The 21,763-nt window shown below is 73.1% G+C and carries 18 protein-coding genes and 2 pseudogenes; 11 read left to right on the top strand and 9 right to left on the bottom strand.

Translation table 11 applies throughout. The features are described 5' to 3' along the window. The first annotated feature begins 150 nt into the window (after nt 1–150). From RMT89_RS34145 to RMT89_RS34130, 4 genes are all read left to right on the top strand, one after another. Complete coding sequence (locus RMT89_RS34145; protein WP_315887624.1) at nt 151–693, top strand: histidine phosphatase family protein; 543 nt, start codon at nt 151–153, stop codon at nt 691–693. Nucleotides 694–717: 24 nt separating this feature from the next. Beyond that, nucleotides 718–1,344 (top strand): YigZ family protein, encoded by a 627-nt coding sequence (locus RMT89_RS34140; RefSeq protein WP_315887623.1) that lies wholly within the window; start codon nt 718–720, stop codon nt 1,342–1,344. Nucleotides 1,345–1,443: 99 nt separating this feature from the next. After that, nucleotides 1,444–2,607 (top strand): exonuclease SbcCD subunit D, encoded by a 1,164-nt coding sequence (locus RMT89_RS34135; protein WP_315887622.1) that lies wholly within the window; start codon nt 1,444–1,446, stop codon nt 2,605–2,607. Then, nucleotides 2,604–5,597, top strand: a complete 2,994-nt coding sequence (locus RMT89_RS34130) for an SMC family ATPase (RefSeq protein ID WP_315887621.1) — start codon at nt 2,604–2,606, stop codon at nt 5,595–5,597. Before RMT89_RS34135 ends, RMT89_RS34130 begins: the two co-directional genes overlap by 4 nt. Here RMT89_RS34130 and RMT89_RS34125 read toward each other — a convergent pair. After that, nucleotides 5,591–6,037, bottom strand: a complete 447-nt coding sequence (locus tag RMT89_RS34125) for an Lrp/AsnC family transcriptional regulator (protein WP_315887620.1) — start codon at nt 6,035–6,037, stop codon at nt 5,591–5,593. The two genes, RMT89_RS34130 and RMT89_RS34125, sit on opposite strands and share 7 nt — an antisense overlap. A 123-nt stretch (nt 6,038–6,160) precedes the next feature. Here RMT89_RS34125 and RMT89_RS34120 point away from each other — a divergent pair, with 123 nt between their 5' ends. The 3 genes from RMT89_RS34120 to RMT89_RS34110 all read left to right on the top strand — a co-directional run bounded on the left by RMT89_RS34120 (nt 6,161) and on the right by RMT89_RS34110 (nt 8,161). Further along, complete coding sequence (locus tag RMT89_RS34120) at nt 6,161–6,643, top strand: rhodanese-like domain-containing protein (protein WP_315887619.1); 483 nt, start codon at nt 6,161–6,163, stop codon at nt 6,641–6,643. Between the two features lie 126 nt (nt 6,644–6,769). Continuing rightward, nucleotides 6,770–7,273: an immunity 21 family protein gene (locus RMT89_RS34115; protein ID WP_315887618.1), complete on the top strand. Its 504-nt coding sequence runs from the start codon at nt 6,770–6,772 to the stop codon at nt 7,271–7,273. A 54-nt stretch (nt 7,274–7,327) separates the two neighbouring features. Then, entirely contained in the window at nt 7,328–8,161 is an 834-nt protein-coding gene (locus RMT89_RS34110; RefSeq protein ID WP_315887617.1) for an SDR family oxidoreductase, read from the top strand. A gap of 7 nt (nt 8,162–8,168) precedes the next feature. Here the strand turns inward: RMT89_RS34110 and RMT89_RS34105 are convergent, their stop codons facing one another. Together RMT89_RS34105 and RMT89_RS34100 are read right to left on the bottom strand one after the other, a co-directional pair. After that, nucleotides 8,169–9,857, bottom strand: coding sequence for a DUF885 domain-containing protein (locus RMT89_RS34105; RefSeq protein WP_315887616.1), 1,689 nt, complete (start codon nt 9,855–9,857; stop codon nt 8,169–8,171). A 32-nt stretch (nt 9,858–9,889) separates the two neighbouring features. Then, nucleotides 9,890–10,381, bottom strand: a complete 492-nt coding sequence (locus tag RMT89_RS34100; RefSeq protein WP_315887615.1) for an Lrp/AsnC family transcriptional regulator — start codon at nt 10,379–10,381, stop codon at nt 9,890–9,892. A gap of 60 nt (nt 10,382–10,441) precedes the next feature. On the opposite strand from RMT89_RS34100, the gene RMT89_RS34095 reads away from it, so the two are divergent. Then, nucleotides 10,442–11,665, top strand: coding sequence for a PLP-dependent transferase (locus tag RMT89_RS34095; RefSeq protein ID WP_315887614.1), 1,224 nt, complete (start codon nt 10,442–10,444; stop codon nt 11,663–11,665). Here RMT89_RS34095 and RMT89_RS34090 read toward each other — a convergent pair. The 5 genes and pseudogenes from RMT89_RS34090 to RMT89_RS34070 all read right to left on the bottom strand — a co-directional run bounded on the left by RMT89_RS34090 (nt 11,662) and on the right by RMT89_RS34070 (nt 17,855). Continuing rightward, a complete protein-coding gene (locus RMT89_RS34090; RefSeq protein WP_315887613.1) occupies nt 11,662–13,065 on the bottom strand; it encodes a GNAT family N-acetyltransferase in 1,404 nt (467 codons plus the stop codon). The genes RMT89_RS34095 and RMT89_RS34090 overlap by 4 nt on opposite strands. Nucleotides 13,066–13,262: 197 nt before the next feature. Further along, on the bottom strand, nt 13,263–13,496 hold the full coding sequence (locus tag RMT89_RS34085; RefSeq protein WP_315887626.1) for a hypothetical protein: 234 nt from the start codon (nt 13,494–13,496) through the stop codon (nt 13,263–13,265). 313 nt (nt 13,497–13,809) lie between these two features. Further along, nucleotides 13,810–14,568: pseudogene (locus tag RMT89_RS34080) on the bottom strand (SWIM zinc finger family protein); the annotation flags it as partial. Nucleotides 14,569–14,688: 120 nt separating this feature from the next. Further along, nucleotides 14,689–16,263 (bottom strand): alkaline phosphatase D family protein, encoded by a 1,575-nt coding sequence (locus RMT89_RS34075; protein ID WP_315887612.1) that lies wholly within the window; start codon nt 16,261–16,263, stop codon nt 14,689–14,691. A 155-nt stretch (nt 16,264–16,418) separates the two neighbouring features. Then, nucleotides 16,419–17,855, bottom strand: a complete 1,437-nt coding sequence (locus RMT89_RS34070; protein ID WP_315887611.1) for a PLP-dependent aminotransferase family protein — start codon at nt 17,853–17,855, stop codon at nt 16,419–16,421. 47 nt (nt 17,856–17,902) lie between these two features. Here RMT89_RS34070 and RMT89_RS34065 point away from each other — a divergent pair. Further along, nucleotides 17,903–18,691, top strand: a pseudogene (locus tag RMT89_RS34065) (DMT family transporter); the annotation flags it as partial. A gap of 132 nt (nt 18,692–18,823) precedes the next feature. On the opposite strand, the gene RMT89_RS34060 reads toward RMT89_RS34065, so the two are convergent. Continuing rightward, nucleotides 18,824–19,654, bottom strand: coding sequence for an alpha/beta fold hydrolase (locus RMT89_RS34060; protein ID WP_315887610.1), 831 nt, complete (start codon nt 19,652–19,654; stop codon nt 18,824–18,826). Nucleotides 19,655–19,850: 196 nt separating this feature from the next. Between RMT89_RS34060 and RMT89_RS34055 the strand changes: the two genes are divergently transcribed. Then, entirely contained in the window at nt 19,851–20,735 is an 885-nt protein-coding gene (locus RMT89_RS34055; RefSeq protein ID WP_315887609.1) for an RNA polymerase sigma-70 factor, read from the top strand. 232 nt (nt 20,736–20,967) lie between these two features. After that, nucleotides 20,968–21,729, top strand: coding sequence for a GntR family transcriptional regulator (locus tag RMT89_RS34050; protein ID WP_315887608.1), 762 nt, complete (start codon nt 20,968–20,970; stop codon nt 21,727–21,729). Nucleotides 21,730–21,763: the final 34 nt, after the last annotated feature.

The following is a 21,763-nucleotide window of genomic DNA, read 5'->3' as shown; positions in this document are numbered from 1 at the left end:
GCGCGCTGGGACGGGCCCGCTGCGCCGCCTGGTCGTGCTGCGGCACGCCAAGTCGGCCTGGCCCGAAGGGGTCGCCGCCCGCTTCGAGACCTATGCCTACGCCGACCGGCTGCTCGGCCTCGATCTCACCCGCGATCTCGGATCCCCGGCATGATCGCGCGCGCTGGGACGGGCCCGCTGCGCCGCCTGGTCGTGCTGCGGCACGCCAAGTCGGCCTGGCCCGAAGGGGTCGCCGACCACCGCCGCCCCCTCGCCCCGCGCGGCCTGCGGGACGCCCCCGCCGCCGGACGCGTGCTGGCCGAGGCCGACCTGCTGCCCGACCTCGCCCTGTGCTCCACCGCCGTACGCGCCCGCCGGACCTGGGAACTCGCCTCCGCCGAGTGGGGCACCCCGCCGCCGGTGCGCTACGACCCGCAGCTGTACGCGGCCGAGGTCCCGGAGCTGCTGGCCGCCGTGCACGAGACGCCCGCCGAGGTGGAGACACTGCTGCTGATCGGGCACAACCCCGGCCTGGAGGACCTGGTCGTCGCGCTGGCCGGGGACAGCCTCGACGACGCGCTGGACCAGGTCCGGGTGAAGTTCCCCACCTCCGCCGTCGCTGTCCTGGCCTGGCGCGGCACCGCCTGGAGCGCGCTGGCTCCCGGCTCCGCGCTGCTGACCTGGTTCACCGTGCCCCGGGGAAAGAAGCGCTGACGGGCCCTGACATAGGCTGGCCGGATGCAGGACGAGTACCGCACAGTGGCGCACGCGGGCGTGCACGAGACCGAGGTCAACCGCTCCCGCTTCCTGTGCGCCCTCGCCCCGGCGGCCACCGAGCAGGAGGCCCAGGACTTCGTCGCGGCCGTCCGCAAGGAGCACGCGGACGCCACCCACAACTGCTACGCCTACGTGATCGGCGCCGACGCCGGCATCCAGAAGGCGAGCGACGACGGCGAACCGGGCGGCACCGCCGGCGTCCCCATGCTCCAGATGCTGCTGCGCCGCGACATGCGCTACGTCGTCGCCGTCGTCACCCGCTACTACGGTGGCGTCAAGCTCGGCGCGGGCGGCCTCATCCGGGCCTACGGCGGCGCCGTCGGCGAGGCACTGGACAGCGTGGGCACGCTCACCCGCCGCCGCTTCCGGCTGGCCACCGTGACCGTCGACCACCAGCGGGCCGGCAAGATCCAGAACGATCTGCGGGCCACCGGACGTGAGGTACGGGACGTCCGCTACGGCGAGGCCGTCACCATCGAGATCGGCCTGCCGGACGCCGATGTGGACGCCTTCCGGGGCTGGCTCGCCGACGTCACGGCCGGGACCGCCGGATTGGAACTGGGCGGCGAGGCATACGGCGACGCATGACGAACCGGCCATAACGGGCAAGCTCCGGTGGGGTCATGACGGGCCGATACGGGAGTAACCGCCCGTGATGTCAGACCCGGCCGTTAGTCTTCGGGGATCATGAGGCTCCTGCACACTTCCGACTGGCATCTGGGCCGGGCGTTCCACCGCGTGAACATGCTCGGCGCCCAGGCCGAGTTCATCGGCCACCTCGTCACGACCGTGCGCGAGCGCGAGGTGGACGCGGTGGTCGTGTCGGGAGACGTGTACGACCGCGCGGTGCCGCCGCTCGCCGCCGTGGAGCTCTTCGACGACGCCCTGCACCGGCTCGCCGACCTCGGTGTGCCCACGGTGATGATCTCCGGCAACCACGACTCGGCCCGTCGGCTCGGGGTCGGCGCCGGGCTGATCGGCCGCGCGGGCATCCATCTGCGGACCGAGCCGTCGGCGTGCGGGACGCCGGTGGTGCTCACCGACGCGCACGGCGAGGTGGCCTTCTACGGCCTGCCGTATCTCGAACCGGCCCTGGTGAAGGACGAGTTCGGGGTGGACAAGGCCGGGCACGAAGCGGTGCTGGCCGCCGCCATGGACCGCGTCCGCGCCGATCTCGCCGCACGCGCGCGTGGGACGCGCTCCGTCGTCCTCGCGCACGCCTTCGTCACCGGAGGCGAGGCCAGCGACAGCGAGCGGGACATCACCGTCGGCGGGGTGGCCGCGGTGCCGGCCGGCGTCTTCGACGGTGTCGACTACACGGCGCTCGGGCATCTGCACGGCTGCCAGACCATCACCGACCGCGTGCGCTATTCCGGCTCTCCGCTGGCGTACTCCTTCTCCGAGGCCGACCACAGGAAGAGCATGTGGCTGGTCGACCTCGACGCCGGGGGCGCGGTGACCGCCGAGCGGATCGTCTGCCCCGCCTCGCGCGCGCTGGCCCGGATCCGGGGGCCGCTGGAGGAACTCCTCGCCGATCCCGCCCTCGCCCGGCACGAGGACGCCTGGGTGGAGGCCACCCTCACCGACGCGGTCCGCCCGGCCGACCCCATGGCCCGGCTCACCGAGCGCTTCCCGCACACCCTCAGCCTCGTCTTCGACCCCGACCGGGCCCCCGACGACCCGGACGTGTCCTACGCCAGGCGGCTGGCGGGACGCAGCGACCAGCAGATCGCCGAGGACTTCGTCGCCCATGTGCGCGGCGCCGGGCCGGACGAGGACGAGCAGGGCGTGTTGCGGGACGCCTTCGACGCGGCCCGCGCGGACGCGGTGGTGCGGGAGGTGGCGAGGTGAGGCTGCACCGACTCGACATCACGGCCTTCGGGCCCTTCGGCGGCTCCCAGAGCGTCGACTTCGACGACCTGTCGGCAGCCGGTCTCTTCCTGCTGCACGGATCGACCGGTGCCGGAAAGACCTCCGTCCTCGATGCAGTCTGCTACGCGCTGTACGGCTCCGTGCCCGGCGCCCGCCAGAGCGCCCAGGGCCTGACCCTGCGCAGCGACCACGCCGCGCCGACCACCCGGACCACGGTCACCCTGGAACTGACCGTCGCGGGACGCCGGTTGGAGATCACCCGGCAGCCACCCTGGGAGCGCCCCAAGAAGGGCAACCGGCAAGGGACGACCGTCGACAAAGCGCGGAGCCGGCTGCGCGAGTACGACGCCTCGACCGGCGCCTGGAAGGACCTCAGCCGCTCCCACCAGGAGATCGGCGAGGAGATCACCCAGATGCTCGGCATGAGCCGCGAACAGTTCTGCCAGGTCGTCCTGTTGCCCCAGGGAGACTTCGCGCGGTTTCTGCGCGCCGACGCCGAAGCGCGCGGCCGACTGCTCGGGCGGCTCTTCGACACGCACCGCTTCGCCGAGGTGGAGAAGCGCCTCGCCGAGCGCCGACGGGCGGCCGAGGCGGAGGTGCGCGACGGTGACGCCGCCCTGCTGGCCGACGCGCACCGCATGCAGCAGGCGGCGGGCGGCGCCATGGAACTGCCCGAGCTCACGCCCGGTGAGCCGGGGCTCGCCGAGGCCGTCCTGATCGCCGCCGCCGTGGCCCGCAGTACCGCGCGCGAAGAGCTGACCGTCGCCCACTGCCGTCTCGCCGCCGCCGAGTCCGCCCAGGCCGCTGCCGAGCGAGCCCTGGCCGACGTACGCGAAACCACCCGCCTGCAGCGGAGGTTCGCCGAGGCGCGGGAGCGGGTGCGGCTGCTGGAGGAGAGGGCCGACGGCCACCGCGAGGCACAGGCGCGGATGGAGCGGGCCCGCAAGGCCGAGGCGGTGGCACCCGCCGTGGAGCTGCGCGACGCCGCCGACGCGGAAAACCGGCGGGCAGCCGCCACCCGGGCACGCGCGTGCGGCCTGCTGCCGGACACCTTCGCCGACGCCGGTGCCGCCGGGCTCGCGGCCGCCGCGCGCCGGGCCGCCGAGGAACTGGGCGGGCTGGAGTCGGCCCGGCGCGCCGAGCTGCGGCTGGCCGAACTCGCCGAGGAACGCACCGGGTTGGACCGTCAGGAGCGCGCCGACGAGGACGTCCTCCAGGAGGCCGAGGCCTGGCTCGCCGGATGGGAGGCGACCCGCGCGGGACTGCAGACGCGGATCGACACCGCCCAGGAGGCCGCCACCCGCGCCGAACAGCTCGCCGTCCAGCGGGAGCCCGCGGCAAGGCGGCTCAAGGCGGCCCGGATGCGGGACCAGTTGGTCGGGGACACCGACACCGCCGCCGACCGGGCCCGCCGCGCGCAGGATGAGACGCTGACCGCCAAGGACCACTGGCTGGAGGTCAAGGAGCGCCGTCTGAACGGCATCGCGGCCGAACTCGCGGCGCAGCTGACCGACGGCGAACCCTGCGCGGTCTGCGGCGCCACCGAACATCCCGCACCCGCCCGCAAGGACGCCGGACACGTCGACCGCGAGGCCGAGAAGCAGGCCCTCGACGCCTACCAGGCCGCCGAGGAACGTCAGGCCGAGCGGGAGCGGTATGTCGGGGTCGTCCGCGAGGCGCTGGCCGCCGCCACCGCGGAGGCCGGTGACACCCCCACCGGGAAACTGGCCGACGAGGTCGCGGAGTTGGAGCGGCTCTTCACCGCGGCGCGCCGGGACGCCTCCGCCCTGCTCCCCGCCCGCGAGGAACTGCGCCGCGCCGAGCAGGAGCACGAGCGGCGCCTGACGGCCCGGCAGCAGGCGGAGATCAGAACCGCCGCGCGGGTCGGCCACCGAGAGCGGCTCGACCGTGAACGGGCCGCTCTGGAAGCGGAGTTGGCCGAGGCTCGGGGCGCCCTGGACAGCGTGGCCGCCCGCTCCGCCCAGCTGGAGCGCCAGGTCGCGCTGCTCACCGACGCCGCCGACAGCGCCCGCGCCGCCGACGACACCGCGCAGCGGCTCAAGGACGCCGACGCGCGTCTCGCGGACGCCGCGTTCCGGGCCGGCTTCGACACCCCGCAGGCCGCCGCGGACGCCCTGCTCGACGACACCGCCCGCCGCGAACTCCAACGGCGCCTGGACGCCCGGCAGTCCGAGGAGGCCGCCGTACGGGCCGTGCTCGCCGAGGCCGACACCGCGGCCGCCGCCCAGCGGCCGCCCGCAGACACCACCGCGGCGGAACAGGCCGCCGCCGAGGCGGGCCGACAGCTGCGCGAGGCCGCCTCCGCGCGGGACGCCGCCGCCCGGCGCTGCACCGAACTCGACCGCCTCTCCGCCCGGTCGGCGGCGGGCGTACGGCGGCTCGCGCCGCTGCGCGCGCAGTACGACCGGGTGGCCCGCATGGCCGGGCTCACCGCGGGCACCTCGGCGGACAACGAGCGCAAGATGCGCCTGGAGTCCTATGTCCTCGCCGCGCGTCTGGAACAGGTGGCCGCCGCCGCGACCGTACGGCTGCGGCGCATGTCCTCCGGCCGCTACACCCTCGTCCACTCCGACGACCGCGCCGGACGTGGCCGCAGCGGGCTCGGGCTGCATGTCGTCGACGCCTGGACCGGCCGTGAGAGAGACACCGCGACGCTCTCCGGCGGCGAGACCTTCTTCGCCTCGCTGGCCCTCGCCCTCGGCCTCGCGGACGTCGTCACCGACGAGGCCGGCGGGGTCCGTCTCGACACCCTCTTCATCGACGAGGGCTTCGGCAGCCTCGACGACCAGACCCTCGACGAGGTCCTCGACGTCCTCGACTCCCTGCGGGAACGCGACCGCAGCGTCGGCATCGTCAGCCATGTCGCCGACCTGCGGCGGCGCATCCACGCCCAGCTGGAGGTCGTGAAGGGACGGTCGGGATCGACGCTGCGGCAGCGCGGTCACTGACCGAGCGGACGGCGGGGGAGCGGGGAGGAGTAGACGACGCTGGTCGTGACCGAGCCCAGCGTCCCGATCTTGCCGGACACCTCCTCCAGGTGCCGCATCGAGCGCGCGGCGACCTTGATCACGAAGCAGTCGTCGCCGGTGACATGGTGCGCCTCCAGGATCTCGGGGGTCACGGCGACCAGGTCGTGGAACGGCTTGTAGTTGCCGTTCGGGTAGCGCAGCCGTACGAACGCCAGGATCGGCATGCCCAGCCGCTCCGGGGACACCACGGCGGAGTAGCCCTGGATGACACCGGCCTCCTCCAGTCGGCGCACCCGCTCGGTGACCGCGCTCGCGGACATCGACACGGCCCGCGCCAGCTCGGCGAAGCTGGCCCGGCCCTCGCGCTGGAGGACATCGAGGATGCGCCAGTCGGTGGCGTCCGGTGAATACGTGGTCATGGGCCGAGCTAACAGGGGAATCCCCGGCCGATCAAGAGGAGCGCCGGGGATCACCCCTTCAGTGAGTTGATCTTCGGGACGTAGATTTCTGGTCATAACGAGTCGCCACAGAGAGGCCAGATCATGAGCAGCGTCATCACCGCCGACAACCCCGTCCTGCGCGTGGCCCCGGCGGACCCGGCCGCGGCCGCCGCCTACTTCCGCGCCAGCATGGTCTTCCACGCCGACGTGTCCGATGTCGCCGCCGCCCTCGCGGCCGACGGCGACCCCGGCTTCGTCGTCCTGGACTCCCGCTCCACCGCCTCCTGGGACCAGGGCCACATCCCCGGCGCGATCCACCTGCCGACCGCGCTCATCCCCGAGCAGGCCGAGCAGCTCCTCGACAAGTCCGTCCCCGTCATCACCTACTGCTGGGGCCCCGGCTGCAACGGCGCCACCCGTGCCGCCCTCGCCCTCGCCGAACTCGGCTTCCAGGTCAAGGAGATGCTCGGCGGCTTCGAGTACTGGGCGCGCGAGGGCTTCGCCTACGAGACCTGGGAGGGCGACGCCCGCCGCACCGCCGACGCGCTGACCGCGCCGGTGGACAGCGAGGACTGCGGCTGCTGACGGCGGCCCGCCCGCCTCGAAGGAAACGGCCCGCCCGCCTCGAAGGAAACGGCCCGCCCGCCTCGTACCAGAAGGTGTCAGGGACACCGAACTTGTGCGCTCGCCGTGCGTGTAGGTTTCTGCGCCATGGTGCGACACACGGTGCAGTGGGTGGAGTCGGGCGGCGGTCCGCTCATAGCGGTACCGGAGACGGTGCTGCCGTTCTGGGCGGGCGCCGACGGTGACGAGACCGCCTCCGACTACGACCGGGCCTGCGAGCTCGACGGACCCGTCGGCCTGCTCCCCGTCGGGGACAGCGCGGCCCTGGTCCTCGGGGACGAGCCTGCCTCCACCGCCTATCTGCCGGACCACGGCACCTTCGTCCGCTGGTGTGCCGCCGATTCCGAGGCCGACCTCCTCTCCGGCGTACCGACCGCCCTCGCCACCGCGGAGTGGGGCGAGGAGATGCGCTGGAAGGTGCCGGGTCCCGTGCTGCTCTTCGACTCCGCCTGGCCGGGCACCGAGACCGGACAGGCCGACCCGCTGCGCGTCGCCCTGGCACCGGGCCCGTACGCGGTCCGCGCGGCCTGGGTGCGGCCCGGCCCCGAGACCTGGCTCGGGTTGGTCCTACTCCGGCCGCTGGCACAGTAATACGGCGTCACTAATCGCGTGCGCCGGCCCCGACTGTCGCCGATCATGACCGTCATGCCTCGTCTTCCGCACCCCGCACCAGCAGAGCTCCGCCGCGACCCGCTGCCCCTGCGCGGCCGGACCGCCCTCGTCACCGGGGCGAGCAGACGCGGCGGCATCGGACACGCGGTGGCCCGCCGGCTCGCCGCCTACGGGGCCAGTGTCCATCTGCACCATCATGTGCCGCACGACGCCGCCATGCCGTGGGGCGCCGACGACCCCGATGCGGTCGCCGCCTCCGTACGCGACGCGCTCGCTGATCCCGACGCCCGGGTCGTCGCCGGACCCGGTGACCTCTCCGACCCCGCGGCCCCCGCCGAACTGATCGCCTCCGCGGCGGCGGCGCTCGGCGGACGGCTCGACATCCTGGTCGCCAACCACGCGCTCAGCGGCTCGGACGGCACCCTCGACACGATCGACGCCGCCATGCTCGACGCGCACTGGGCCGTCGACACCCGTTCCGTGATCCTTCTCGTGCAGGCGTACGCCCGGCTGTCGCACCGCTCCCGGGGCGGGCGCGTCGTCATGATGACGTCCGGCCAGGACATCGCGGGCGGCATGCCCGGCGAGATCGCCTATGCCCTCCAGAAGGGTGCCCTCGCCTCGATCACCCGCTCCCTGTCGACGACCCTCGCCGAGCAGGGGATCACCGTGAACACGGTCAACCCGGGCCCGGTGGACACGGATTACCTCACCGGCGAGGACTACGCGGCCGTCGAGGCCCGCTTTCCCGCGGGACGGTGGGGCATGCCGGGCGACCCGGCCCGCCTCATCGCGTGGCTCGCCACCGACGAGGCGGACTGGATCACCGGTCAGGTGATCGACTCGGAGGGCGGCTTCCGCCGCTGAGACCGGCTCAGAGCTGGGCGAGTTCGTCGACCAGATCGTCCAGGCCCAGCGAGCCCTGCGAGAGGGCCGCCATGTGCCAGGCCTTGAGATCGAAGGCGTCGCCCCGGCGCTCGCGCGCCTTCTCCCGGCCCAGCAGCCAGGCCCGCTCGCCCAGCTTGTAGCCGATGGCCTGGCCCGGAATCGTCAGATAACGGGTCAGCTCGCTCTCCACGAACTCCGCCGGGCGGCTGCTGTGCGCCCCGAAGAACTCCTCGGCCAGCTCCGGCGTCCAGCGCTCACCCGGGTGGAAGGGCGAGTCCGCCGGGATCTCGAGCTCCAGGTGCATGCCGATGTCGACGATGACCCGGGCCGCGCGCATCATCTGCGCGTCGAGATAGCCGAGCCGCTCCTCCGCGTCGGTGAGGAAGCCGAGCTCGTCCATCAGCCGCTCGGCGTACAGCGCCCAGCCCTCGCAGTTGGCGCTGACCTGGCCGATGGTGGCCTGGTAGCGGGAGAGGCTGTCCTTGACGTGCACCCACTGCGCGAGCTGGAGGTGATGGCCCGGAACTCCCTCGTGGTACCAGGTCGACACCAGGTCGTACACCGGGAAGCGGGTCGACCCCATCGTCGGCAGCCAGGTGCGGCCGGGGCGGGAGAAGTCCTCGGTCGGGGCGGTGTAGTACGGGGCCGCGGCGCCGCCGGGCGGGGCGATGCACGACTCCACCCTCCGCACCCGCTCGGCGAGTTCGAAGTGGCTGCCGTCCAGCTCGTCGATCGCCCGGTCCATGAGGCCCTGGAGCCAGGACTGCACCTCGTCGACGCCCTCGATGTGCCGGCCGTGCTCGTCGAGGTGGGAGAGCGCCACCCACGGCGTCTCGGCGCCCGGCAGGATCTTCTCCGCCTCCTGCTTCATCTCCCCGAGGAGACGGTGGAACTCGGACCAGCCGTACGCGTACCCCTCGTCCAGGTCGAGATCGGTGCCGTTGAAGTAGCGCGCGAGCCGGGCGTAGCGCTCCCGGCCCACGGTGTTCGGGGCGCCCTCGACGGCCGGGGCGTACACGTCCCGCATCCAGTCCCGCAGCTCCACCACGGCCGCGGTCGCCGTGCGGGCCGCCTTGTCCAGCTCGCCGCGCAGCGCCTCGGGGCCCGCCGCGGCGAAGTCCTCGAACCAGCCCCGGCCCTCACCCGTGTCCGCCCACTCGGTGAGCTGGTCCAGGAAGGTGACGGTCGGACGCGGTGCCGCGTACAGCTTGCGCTCCAGGCCCAGCGCGAGGGACTCGCGGTAGCCGGCCAGCGCGGCCGGCACGGCGCGCAGCCGCTCGGCGATGGCTGCCCAGTCCTCCTCGGTCGCGGCCGGGGTGATGGCGAAGATCTCGCGCACGGAGTGCGCGGGCGTGCCCAGGTTGCCGACCGCGCGCAGGCCCTCGTCAGCTTCGTGCACGGCCAGTTCGGCGGTCAGCCGCTCGCGCAGCAGGCGTGCGCACCGGCGCTCGATGTCGCTGTCCGCGCCGGGCTGCCGCTCGGCCTCGTCGAGCCGCGCCAGCGTCGCCCGCGCCAGCTCCGCCAGCGCCTCCTGGCCCGCGGGCGAGAGGTCGGGAAGTCTGCTCGAACTCTCCTTCACGCCGAGATAGGTACCGGTCACGGGATCGAGGGCGATGAGGTCGTCGACATAGCTGTCGGCGACCCCACGGGGCAGCGGGCTCTTGGTCTCTGACATGCGGACCATCCTCGTACGAGGCCCGCCGCGCGTCACCCGGATTGAGCCGAGGGCGAAGGCGGTAGCAGAGGCCCGCAGTCCCACTGCTGGAAGATCAGCCGGGTCTCCACGCGCGCCACTTCCCGCTGCGAGGTGAACTCGTCCAGAACCAGCCGCTGGAGATCGGCCATGTCCGCCACCGCGACATGGACCAGATAGTCGTCGGGACCGGTGAGATGAAAGACGGTCCGCGACTCCGGCAAAGCCCTGATCCGGTCCACGAACGGCCCCACCAACTCCCGCCGGTGCGGTCTGACCTGCACGGACAGCAGCGCCTCAAGCCCACGCCCCAGCTTCGCCGGGTCCAGCCGCAATTGATGGCCGAGAATCACCCCGGCCCGCCGCAGCCGGGTCACCCGGTCAAGGCAGGTCGACGGTGCGACCCCGACCTGCGCGGCGAGGTCCCGGTACGTCGTCCGGGCGTCGTTCTGCAACAGCCGCAACAGGTGAAGATCCACCGGATCCAGTACGACAGATTCGGCCACTGGCCGAACGTAGCACGGTGTTCGATTCCTGTGACCCGGTCGGCGTTCACTCTTCCGCCCATGGAGACCCCTGTGCGCCCAAGAGCTCTGGCCACCGAAGCCGTGCACGCCGGTCGCGACGACCTCGCCGGTCTGGGCCTGCACGCCCCGCCGATCGACCTGTCCACGACCTACCCCTCCTACGACAGCCGCGGTGAGGCCGCCCGGATCGACGCGTTCGCCGAGACCGGCGCGGACCCGGACGGCCCGCCCGTCTACGGGCGCCTCGGCAATCCGACCGTCGCCCGCTTCGAAACCGCGCTGGCCCGTCTTGAGGGCACCGATTCGGCGGTGGCGTTCGCGAGCGGCATGGCCGCGCTGAGCGCGGTGCTGCTGGCACGGGCCTCGATGGGCCTGCGCCATGTCGTCGCCGTACGCCCCCTGTACGGCTGCAGCGACCACCTCCTGACCGCCGGACTGCTCGGCTCGGAGGTGACCTGGACCGATCCCGCCGGTATCGCGGACGCGCTGCGCCCCGACACCGGTCTGGTGATGGTGGAGTCACCGGCCAACCCGACCCTCGCCGAGGTCGATCTGCGCGCCGTCGCCCACGCCTGCGGCTCGGTCCCGCTGCTCGCGGACAACACCTTCGCCACACCGGTGCTCCAGCGCCCTGCCGAGCAGGGGGCGCGCCTGGTGCTGCACAGCGCGACCAAGTACCTCGGCGGCCACGGCGATGTGATGGCGGGCGTGGTGGCCTGCGACGAGGAACTGGCCGGACGGCTGCGCCAGATACGGTTCGCCACCGGCGGCGTCCTGCACCCGCTCGCCGGCTACCTCCTGCTGCGCGGCCTGTCGACCCTCCCGGTACGGGTCCGCGCGGCCTCCGCGACCGCCGCCGAACTGGCCCACCGCCTCGCCGCCGACCCGCGCGTGACCCGGGTCCACTACCCGAGCATCGGCGGAGCGATGGTCGCCTTCGAGGTGGCCGGGGATCCCCACGAGGTCATCGCCGCGGTCCGCCTGATCACCCCCGCGGTCAGCCTCGGCAGCGTGGACACCCTGATCCAGCACCCGGCGTCCATCAGCCACCGCATCGTGGACGCGGGCGACCGACGGGACGCCGGGGTGAGCGACCGTTTGCTACGGATGTCGGTGGGCTTGGAGGACGTGGAGGATCTCTGGACGGATCTGAACAACGCCCTCGGCAGGAACCCCGGCAGGGGCGCGGGGCTGCATCGGTATGCGGCTCCGCCGCGGGGCGCGACCGGCCACAACGAACCCGCTGTGGCCGGCGGCCATTAGCCCCTACGGCGCGTCGCCTCTTCGAGACCCACCGGCACCTGCGAGGCGAGCCTGGCCGTGATGACCAGCGTGCCTTCCTCGATCTGATAGTCGAGCGGCAACCCAAGCCCCCGCATCGCGGCCACCATCCCGGTGTTGGACGACTGAGTCACCGCGTACACACTCTCGCACCCGGCCTCCACAGCCATCCCCACCAACCTGCGGAGCAACTCCGCACCGATCCCACGCTGCTGCCACGCGTCCTCGACGATCAGCGCCACTTCCGTCTCGTCCCCGTCCCACAGGAGGTGACCGAGCCCCACGATCCGCCCGGACGCGGTCTGCACCGCGAGAGTCCGCCCGAACCGCGGACTGAGAAGGTGGTTCAGGTACCGGTCCGCGTCACCCACGGGCCCGTGATACCGCATGCTCAACGTCCGGGCAGAGCACCGCTCGTGCATGGCCTTCGCGGCCTCGACATCCCCCGGGTCGGCCCGACGCACGGTGATGTCGCTGCCCTCCGGCAGCGTCAGCACGTCCTGGCTGGCCAGCACGCGCGGACCGAGCCGGGCGTCCAGCTCCACCAGGGCCCGCGCCCGCGCGAACTCGGTGGGGGTGAACGGCAGATACGGCCGCTCCACGGTGATCACTCCGCCTTCCGGTGCCCGCAGCCGCATCACGGTGTCCTCCAGGACGCCCTCCACCGGAACGCCCTCGGGCGCCCGTCCGGCGACCGGCGCGCCGGGCAGCTGGCGGATCGTGCAACGGCCGAGCAACTGCCGTAGCGCGAGTGGCAGTTCCGCCGCGTCCAGGGCTGTGCGGGTGGCGAGGCCCAGCACCCGGGTCGGCGCGTCCACCAGGTCATGGGCGTCGGCCCGCTCGATCCAGGTGCTCGTGCCGCCCGCCTGGGAGACGGCCCGGGTGATCTCGGTGACGGCCGGCTCGCCCGGGGCTCGCAGCAGGAACTCGTCCACCGTCCCGTCGCCCAGCGGATGGGTCTGCAGGCTGAGGATGTCGACCCGCCGCTCGGCCAGGGCCGTGCACAGCGCGGCCAGCGAGCCCGGCTCGTCCTTCACGGTCGTCCGCATCCGCCACAGCGTGCTCTCACCGGGGCTGACCTCGGCCGGCCGCGACGACGGGTCCGACGGCCCGGCCTGCCGCTCAGCGGCGGGCCGGGCACCGGTATCGTCCGTCGGCGGTGCGTGACCGTGGCGGCGTGACCACCATGTGTGGAACGCGGCCGTGGCGACCAGCAGGAGCGCCGACACCAGCAGCAGTTCGGGTCCGTCCGGGCCGTGCCCGACCAGATTGGCCACGGCGTCGGCGACCGCGACCGCCGTGAAGAGCGCGGCGAGTTCGATGACGTCCCGCCGCCAGTGGTGGACGGGACGCCCGTGCTTCGCACGCGTCACATCAGACATGTCTCGACTCATGCAGCCACTGTGAAGGAACGGTGTTGCGTGATCACGAACGCTTTGTGACCGGGCGGTAAAGATCGCTTCTGCACCTTTTGTCGTTTCTTTTACGGTTGTGTTGCTGGCGCCGGACGACCGTGTGTCCTGCCTGGTCGCCCGCTCACGTCCACACCGGGGTGGGACGCATCGCGTAGGGGACTACGTCAGGCGGCCACTTCCGCGACCAGCGTGCTGCGGAGCCGACGGGCCTGGGACACCAGCCGGGAGGAGCCCCGCCGGTCCGCTATCTGCGCCAGGTGCGGCACCTCGCCGCGCGCACCGGACCGCTCGGCACAGTCCGCGGCCACGGCCAGCAGATCCGAGAGCCCACGGGGCGGGGTGGGCGGACGATCGCCGGTGAGGTCCCCCAGTAGAGCGGGCAGGGTGTGCCGGAGCATCTCCCAGATGGTGGCGTTCGCCCCGGTGGCCGCAGCGATGCGCACGGACTCCACGAGCCGCGCCGGCTTGACCGCCCCGCTTCCCGCCAGCTCCCCGAGGTCCGCGCCGAGGCGCTCCGCGTCGAGCTGTGCACGCGCCGCAAGCACCAGCAGGGCGACCACGGCGGCGAGCCGGTCCTCCTCGTGCCGGGCGCCGAGCGCATACGCGAGGCCCAGATGCAGGGCCGGACCCGCCGCGCCGTCCGACTCGGCGAGCCGGGGGAGGACCTCGGCGGCTCCGCGCGAACTGGTCGCCGTACGGCTGCTGCGGGAGCCGCAGCACCCGCTGAAGCGCGACCAGGCGCTCCGGGCCGGGCAGGCAGACCGCGCCGGGCATCGCGCGGGTGGTCGGGCGCAGTGCGCGGCCCGCCGGGACCAGCCAGCGCGGACCTCCGGCGGCGCCGCGTGCTCCGGCCTTCGGCAGTGCGCGCAGGAACCGCACCGCCTCGGCGGCGGGGAGTTCGGCGCGCAGGTCGAAGCCGGCCGCGATCACCCGGGACTCCGCGAAGCCGCGCAACCAGCGGTCCGGGAGCGGCACCTTCTTCTCCACCACCGGGCCGTCGAGCGTGGTCACCGCCAGTTCGTCGGGTCCGACGCGCAGGTGCAGCGGATCGTCCGTGCCGATTCTCGAAAGGGCCTCGCGCAGCGGGTTGTTGACGTCGACGTGCGTCGTGCCGTGGCCCACCTCGTCGCCGTCGAGGCCCGCCGTCAGCACGTCCAGGCGGGCGTACACCCCGCCGCAGCCGGAGAACGACTCGAAGCGCAGCCGGTCGCCGTTGCCGGTCACCACCGGATCCAGCGAGGCGCGCAGCTGCCGCTGGTAGTACCGCGCGGCCGCCACGTCGGCCACCGCCAGCAGTCCGGCGGAGGCTGCCTGAGGCGCCGTCAGGAACCCGGCGAAGAAACGGGGATGGTCGGCCGTGCCCGTGGGCCTCGCACCCCGTGAGGTCTCCAGCCCCAGCCGCCGCCCGTCCGCGGTGGAGTCCAGCGCGGAGGGGCGGCGATAGGCCACTGCTTGCAGTGATCGCGTCATGGAAAAACCGTAGACGCGAGCACCGACAATCGCCTCCGACCTGCGAAAACGCCGTCGGAGAGGCCGAGTTGAAGGTGCCGCGCGCCGGGGGATGACGCCGGAGCGCGACACCTGTGAAGGTTACTGGCCGACCCGCCCCGGCTGCAGCACCTGCGTGAACAGCACGGCGCCGTCCTGCTCGCGCAGCCGTACCGTCAGCTCGCCGCTGTCGCCGTCGATGTCGACCTCCCCGAAGAACTGGTAGCCCTCGGCGGGGGAGACGTTGGCGACGGTCGGGGCCTTCAGGAAGACCCGCTCCGGGCCGAAGGTGTTGTCGAGCGCGTTGGCCGGGAAACCGCCGGCGTTCAGCGGACCCGAGACGAACTCCCAGAACGGCTCGAAGTCGGTGAACGCGGCCCGCGAGGGCTGGTAGTGCTGGGCCGAGGTGTAGTGGACGTCGGCGGTCAGCCACACCGTGCCGGTGATGCGCCGGTGCTTGATGAACCGCAGCAGCTCGGCGATCTGGAGCTCACGTCCGAGCGGGGCGCCCGGGTCGCCCTGCGCGACCGCCTCGATGTTCGGCTTGCCGTCGCCGGTGTCCGGCACGACCAGGCCGATCGGCATGTCGGACGCGATGACCTTCCACACCGCCCGCGAGCGGGACAGCTCGCGCTTGAGCCACTCCAGCTGCTCCCGGCCGAGGATCCCCACCGGGTCGGCGGTCTGGTTGTCGGGGGAGTTGGCGTTGCGGTAGGTGCGCATGTCCAGCACGAACACGTCCAGCAGCGGGCCGTAGTGCTGCGTCCGGTAGACGCGGCCGTCGGGGCGGCGCAGCGTGGAGATCGGGTAGTACTCCGAGAACGCCTGACGGGCGCGGGCGGCGAGCACGTCGACGTTCTTCTCGGTGTACCGGGCGTCGCCGAGGATCTCGCCCGGATACCAGTTGTTGGTGACCTCGTGGTCGTCCCACTGGATGATGGAGGGGACCTGGGCGTTGAAGGCGCGCAGGTTCTCGTCGAGGAGGTTGTAGCGGAAGTTGCCGCGGAACTCCGCGAGCGTCTCGGCGACCTTCGACTTCTCCTCGGTGGTGATGTTCCGCCAGGTCCGGCCGTCGGGCAGGGTCACGGACCCGCTGATCGGGCCGTCGGCGTAGATGTTGTCACCGCTGCAGATGAAGAAGTCCGGGTCGAGGCCGGCCATCGTGTCGTAGATGCGGTAGCCGCCGAGGTCGGGGTTGATGCCCCAGCCCTGCCCGGCGAGGTCGCCGGACCAGACGAACCGGACGCCGTCCCGCCGCTTGACGGACGCGGTGCGGAAGGTGCCGGTCACCGGCTCGCCCGTGCGGCGCGGGTCGTCGGGATCGGCGAGCAGGACGCGGTAGTGGATCTGCTCGCCCGAGGGCAGCCCGCGCAGCCGGGTCGTACCGGTGAAGTCGGTGTCGGCGCCGAGCAGCGGTCCGAGCCATCTGCGCGGGTTGCGGAAGGACTCGGTGGCGGACGTCTCGACGATCATCCGGGCGGGCCGGTCGGAGCGCACCCACACCAGACCCGAGTCGGTCGTCACGTCGCCCGTCTGGACGCCCCAGCCCGCCTTGGGCCGCCCGGACAGGGCGAACGCGGGTGCCGCGCCGAGCGCGGTGGGCAGGGTCAGGGCCGCGGAGGCGGCGAGCGAGCCGCGCAGAACGCTGCGGCGGCCGGGGAGCGGACGGTGTGACATGGGTGGGCCTCCAGGACGGGATCCGGCCAGTGTGCAGTGCCACAACTACTGGTGCGCCGCAGCGCACACGGAAACCTCAAGTGAACAACTGACCGCCGGGGCAAGGAAACCGATGGCCCCCGGAGGCGCGGGCCGCCCTCGGATCCCGGCTCCGGTCACACCGCCTCGGCCATGAGCCGCACGCCCTCCCGGATCCGGGCCGGGGACAGATGGGCGTACCCGAGCACCAGCCGTACGTCGTCGTGCCCGGCACACGCGTGCGTGCAGTCCGCCAGCAGCCGCACCGCCACCCCGGCCGCGGCGGTGCGCGCCCGGAAGTCCTCCTCGGGCCCGAACCGTTTCGGCAGTACGGCGATGGCATGGAGACCGGCGGCGATGCCCGACACCCGGGAGCCCGGGAAGTACTCCTCCAGCGCGGCGACCAGGGCGTCGCGCCGCTCCCGGTACGCGCGCTGGCAGCGGCGCAACTGCCGGTCGTAGTCGCCGTGCTCCACGAACCGGGCGAACAGTGCCTGGTCGAGGGTGGGATGGCCGAGATCCATCGTCCGCTTGCGCTCGACGACCTCGTCGGCCAGCGCCTCCGGGACGAGCAGCCAGCCGAGCCGCAGCCCCGGCGCGAGCGACTTGCTGACCGAGCCGGCGTAGGCCACGCGCTCCGGGTCCAGGCCCTGGAGGGCGCCCACGGGAGCGCGGTCGTAGCGGAAGTCGCCGTCGTAGTCGTCCTCCAGGACGAATCCGTCCACGGACCGCGCCCAGTCCAGCAGGTCCGCGCGGCGCCGCGCGGAGTACGCGATCCCGGTCGGGTACTGGTGGGCCGGGGTCGTCACGACGGCCCGTGCGTCCGAGGTCCGCAGCGGGTCGAGGGCGAGCCCCTCGTCGTCCAGGGGCAGCGGCACGGTGGTGACGCCCGCGCCGGCGTACAGCGCGTTGTGCTGAGGGCTGCCGGGGTCCTCGACGCCGACCGTGCGCATCCCGCGCGCGTGCAGCGCGAAACCGAGCAGCGTCGTCGCCTGCGCCACTCCGGAGACGACCACGAGCCGCTCCGGGTCAGCGACCACGCCCCGGCGCCGGGCCAGCAGCTCGGCCAGCGCCGTACGGAGCCGGGGCAGACCGCGCGGATCGGGGTAACCGAGGTCCTGGTGCGGGAGTTCGGCCAGTACGCCGCGCTGTGCCGCGGCCCAGGCGGCGCGCGGGAACAGCGACAGATCCGGCGTGCCGGGAACGAAGTCGGCACGGGCGCCCGGGGAACGCGGCGCGAGGTCACGCGCGCGTGGCCGGGCCGACCGTACGGCACCGCCCACCCAGGTGCCCGCACCCCGGCCGCTGCGCAGATAGCCCTCCGCCGTGAGCTGCTCGTACGCCTCGGTGATCAGCCCGCGCGACACACCGAGGTCGGCGGCGAGGTCCCGGCTCGACGGCAGCCGCGTCCCCGGAGCGAGCCGCCCGGACCGTACGGCCTCCCGCAGAGCGGCCTGCAACGCCCGCCCACGCGCGCGTGCCGGCGCGGAGGCGGCGGGCAGCAACAGTTCCCACGCGGCGGAACCTTCGCCCGCGCTCTGATGTCCATCCGGATTGGTCTGCGACACGGTCATGAAAGTGGACCTTAATCCGGACCGCCTCGCTTCCTAGCGTCGCTCCCATGAACGCCACCACCACGCGCGGGGCTCTGCTCGCCGCGCTCGCCTGTGTCCTCGTCGGAGGGTCCTTCACCGCCAACAGCGTCCTCGGCGCCTACCCGTACGCGGGCGGCCAGTTCCTGCGCTACGGCCTGGCCTGTCTGCTGCTCGTCCCGCTCGCGGGCCGGGGCGCCACGACCAGGCTCCGGGCGCTCACCGCCCGCCAATGGGTGCGCCTCGCGCTGCTCGCGGCCGTCGGCATGGTCGGCTTCAACCTGGCCGTCATCGCCGCGGAGCGCAGCGCGGAACCGGCCGTCCCGGGCGTACTGGTGGGCTGCGCCCCGGTGGTCGTGGCCGTCCTCGTCCCGCTCCTGGACGGCCGCCGTCCGCAACGGGTCGTGCTGTACGGGGCCTCGCTCGTCGCCCTCGGCGCCCTGACCGTCCAGGGCTGGGGCCGCACGGACGGGGCGGGCATCGCCTTCTCGGTGTGTGCGCTGGTCGGCGAGGTGGGGTTCGCCGTCCTCGCCGTGCCCGTGCTGCGCCCCTTGGGCCCGCGGCTGCTGTCCGCCACGGTGTGCGGTGTCGCCGCCGTCGAGTCCGCGGTGGCCGGGCTGCTCGCCGACGGCGCCGGGTGGCTGCGGCGGCCGGACGCCACCGAGACGGCCGCGCTGCTGTGGCAGGCGGTCATCGTCACCGTGATCGGCTTCGTGTGCTGGTACATGGGCATGCAGCGGATCGGGGCGGAGCGCGCCACGCTGTTCTCCGGCCTCATCCCGGTCGCCGCGGCCTGCACGGCACCCTTGGTCGGAACGGGTTCCTACGGCGCCGCGCAGGCCGCGGGCAGCGCCCTGGTCGGCGCCGGAGTCGCCCTGGGATCCGGCGCGTTGGCCCGGCGCGGGTCGGCGGCCGCCGTGTCAGGTGCCGCCGTCTCAGCAACTGCCCTCTCAGCGGCTGCCGTCGAGGACGACGCGCGCGACGAGGGCGGGGTCGTCGTTCATCGGGACATGACCGCAGCCGGGCAGCCGGATCAGCCGGGCCCGGGGAATGATCTGCTTGGCGCGGACCCCTTGGCGGCGGATCAGCACCCGGTCCTTGCTGCCCCACGCCACGGTGACCGGGAGGCCGGGGATGTCGTCGGTGAACTGGACGGTGTTCCCGGCGCGGAGGGTCTCGGCGAAGCCCGTCGCGTTCGCGAGGGCCAGCGTCTCGGCGACCACGGCCTCGGGTGAACGGCGGCCGGGGCGGGCGTAGATGGTGCTCGTGAGGGCGGTGCGGCCGGCCGCCGTACGGGACAGCTGCCGCACCAGCGGCAACGGCATGCTCTGGGCGATCCTCCGCATGGAGAGCAGGAGAGTGAAGGCGTAGCGGCGTTCCGCCTGCGTCCAGAACCCTGCGGGGGACAGGGCGGTGACGGACCGTACGAGCTTCTCGCGGCCCAGCTCCAGGGCGAGCAGTCCGCCCAGCGAGTTGCCCGCGACATGCGGCCGGTCGATCTCCAGCGCCTCGCACAGGGCGCCGAGCGCGGCGGTCATCGTGGGCAGGTCGTGCGGGAGCCCCTCGGGCAGCGCCGGGGACGCACCGAACCCGGGCAGGTCGACGGCGATCACCTCACGCTCGGTCGCGAGGATGTCCAGCACCGGGTCCCAGGCCTGCCGGTGGTGACCTATGCCGTGCAGCAGGAGCAGCGGTTCGCCGCGGCCCACGCGCGCGTAGGAGAGGGTCACGGACCGCGGGCCCCGTGGGGAGGGGACCTCGAAGGAGACGGTGGCGGACATAGGTGCTCCTCGTCTGGAACTCGGCTGACGTCGTAGACAGCTTGTCAGCAATTGCTACCGGCGGGTAGACCGGATGGGCGCCCAAGACCCCGGCCGCGCACTCGAACGGCCGCAACTCGGCGCGATTCGAGCGCTGCTCTTTGCGTCTGCGACGCCTCGCCTGGACACGACCGGGCACGTCGGCTGGGATGGTGCCGTGAGCACCGACACCGTGACCGACGTCTTCGAAGAGCACCGCCCCGTCCTCCTGGAAGTCGCGTACCGCATGCTCGGACGCGTCGCCGACGCGGAGGACGTCGTCCAGGAGGCCTGGCTGCGCTGGACGGGCGCGGACCACGCCGAGGTGCGCGATGCGCGCGGCTTCCTTGTGCGCGTCACGACCCGCCTCGCCATCGACCGGCTGCGCCAGGTCAAGGCCCGCAACGAGGCCTACGTCGGCCCCTGGCTGCCGGAGCCGTACGTCACCGATTTCGGCGACACCGTTCCGGACACCGCCGAACGGGCCGTGCTCGCCGACACCGTCTCTCTCGCCGTCCTTGTGGTCCTGGAGTCGCTGTCGCCGCTGGAGCGGGCGGTGTTCGTGCTCAGGGAGGCCTTCGGCTACCCCTACGCCGACATCGCCACGATGCTCGACCGGGGCGAACCCGCGGTCCGCCAGCTGGCCGGACGGGCCCGCAGGCACGTCGACGAGCGCAGGCCCCGCTACGACGTCGACCCCGTCGAGCGCCGCGACCTGACCGAGCGTTTCCTCGCCGCCGCGTCCGAGGGCGACCTGGAGGGGCTGATGTCGCTGCTCGCCCCGGACGCGCGCCTGGTCGGCGACAGCGGCGGCAAGTCCAGGGCGCCCCTGCGGATCCTGGAGAGCGCCGAGAAGGTGGGCCGTTTCCTCGTCGGCGCCGCGGACAAAGGCGTACCCGAGGTGTCGTTCCGCTTCCTGGAGGTCAACGGCGGTCCCGCCGTGCTGGCGACGGCCGACGGCAGGCCCGACAGTGTCTTCCAGTTGGAGATCCTGGACGGTCACATCCAGTCGATCTACGTCATCCGCAACCCCGACAAGCTGCGTTCCCTGGACCTCGACTAGGCGCCCCCAGCCCCCGTTACGCGACGGGGGCTTTGCCGTCGTGTCATGAGAACGGCCCTGTGCGAACGCCCCATGAACGCTCTGCGGCGCCCCCGGCGTGCCGCGCACAAGTGATCGAGGATTGGTCTTGACCAAGGGTGGGGGCCGCCCTATGGTCGCAGAGAAGTGCAACAACCTTTAATAAACAAGGGCGCTAAAACGCCGCCGGAACACGGCGATTGCGGAGGACAGGGTGGGGACCACGCAACTGGAACCGGTGCCGGAACCGAAGTACTGGCATCTCAAGACCGTGCTCAGCGAGGCGCTGGACTCCGAGTTCGCCGTGGGCGAGATCCTGCCCAACGAACGCGATCTCGCCGCCCGCTTCGGCGTGGCCCGCGCCACGCTCCGCCAGGCTCTGGAACAGCTCGAACTGGAGGGCCGGCTGCAGCGTCGCCGCGGTGTCGGTACGACGGTGGCGCCGCCGCGCGTGGGGGTCGCGGTCGGCACCGAGCAGCATGTGTGGCCGGGGGCGGCCGGAGACGACTGGCAGCCCGCCGACAGCACCCTGGAGGTCCCGCCGGCGAGCGTGGCCGCGGTCCTGGAGACCGGCTCCGACGTGCCCGTGCACGTGGTGCGCCGCTCGCGTGTGTCGCACGGCCAGCCCGTCGCCGCGGAGCTGCTCTACGTGCCCGAGACCTCGGTGCCCGACCTGTCCGCCATCGACGCTCCCGCCGGGGCGGCACGCGCGCGTGCCGTACTGCGCGAGCTTCAGCGGCTGGAGCTGGACGGCCAGGAGCGCGCCGTCGAACTCGGTTCGGCCCGCGCGGACGACGCCAAGCAACTGGACCGGCTCCCCGGGGCGCCCGTCCTCGTCGTCACCACGCGCTACGTCGCCGAGGGACGCACCGCGGCCCTCTCGGTCGCCACCTACCGTGCGGACACCTGCCGGCTCACCTTCGGTGACTCCGGCGGCGTGGAGATCCACGAGGGCCCCGAACGCCAGGCGTCCTGAGCCCAGCGGCCCTCGCGGCCCGAGCGCCCCGGAA

Origin of the sequence: Streptomyces sp. P17 (genome assembly GCF_032436805.1) — a bacterium.
Lineage (GTDB): Bacteria > Actinomycetota > Actinomycetes > Streptomycetales > Streptomycetaceae > Streptomyces.
This window is presented reverse-complemented; position numbering and strand designations above follow the sequence as displayed.

Coding starts and splice junctions, on each gene's coding strand:
- RMT89_RS34145 (WP_315887624.1), top strand. CDS start 151: ATGATCGCGCGCGCTGGGACGGGCCCGCTGCGCCGCCTGGTCGTGCTG.
- RMT89_RS34140 (WP_315887623.1), top strand. CDS start 718: ATGCAGGACGAGTACCGCACAGTGGCGCACGCGGGCGTGCACGAGACC.
- RMT89_RS34135 (WP_315887622.1), top strand. CDS start 1,444: ATGAGGCTCCTGCACACTTCCGACTGGCATCTGGGCCGGGCGTTCCAC.
- RMT89_RS34125 (WP_315887620.1), bottom strand. CDS start 6,037: ATGACCACGTATTCACCGGACGCCACCGACTGGCGCATCCTCGATGTC.
- RMT89_RS34120 (WP_315887619.1), top strand. CDS start 6,161: ATGAGCAGCGTCATCACCGCCGACAACCCCGTCCTGCGCGTGGCCCCG.
- RMT89_RS34115 (WP_315887618.1), top strand. CDS start 6,770: ATGGTGCGACACACGGTGCAGTGGGTGGAGTCGGGCGGCGGTCCGCTC.
- RMT89_RS34110 (WP_315887617.1), top strand. CDS start 7,328: ATGCCTCGTCTTCCGCACCCCGCACCAGCAGAGCTCCGCCGCGACCCG.
- RMT89_RS34105 (WP_315887616.1), bottom strand. CDS start 9,857: ATGTCAGAGACCAAGAGCCCGCTGCCCCGTGGGGTCGCCGACAGCTAT.
- RMT89_RS34095 (WP_315887614.1), top strand. CDS start 10,442: ATGGAGACCCCTGTGCGCCCAAGAGCTCTGGCCACCGAAGCCGTGCAC.
- RMT89_RS34090 (WP_315887613.1), bottom strand. CDS start 13,065: ATGTCTGATGTGACGCGTGCGAAGCACGGGCGTCCCGTCCACCACTGG.
- RMT89_RS34085 (WP_315887626.1), bottom strand. CDS start 13,496: ATGCTCCGGCACACCCTGCCCGCTCTACTGGGGGACCTCACCGGCGAT.
- RMT89_RS34075 (WP_315887612.1), bottom strand. CDS start 16,263: ATGTCACACCGTCCGCTCCCCGGCCGCCGCAGCGTTCTGCGCGGCTCG.
- RMT89_RS34070 (WP_315887611.1), bottom strand. CDS start 17,855: ATGACCGTGTCGCAGACCAATCCGGATGGACATCAGAGCGCGGGCGAA.
- RMT89_RS34060 (WP_315887610.1), bottom strand. CDS start 19,654: ATGTCCGCCACCGTCTCCTTCGAGGTCCCCTCCCCACGGGGCCCGCGG.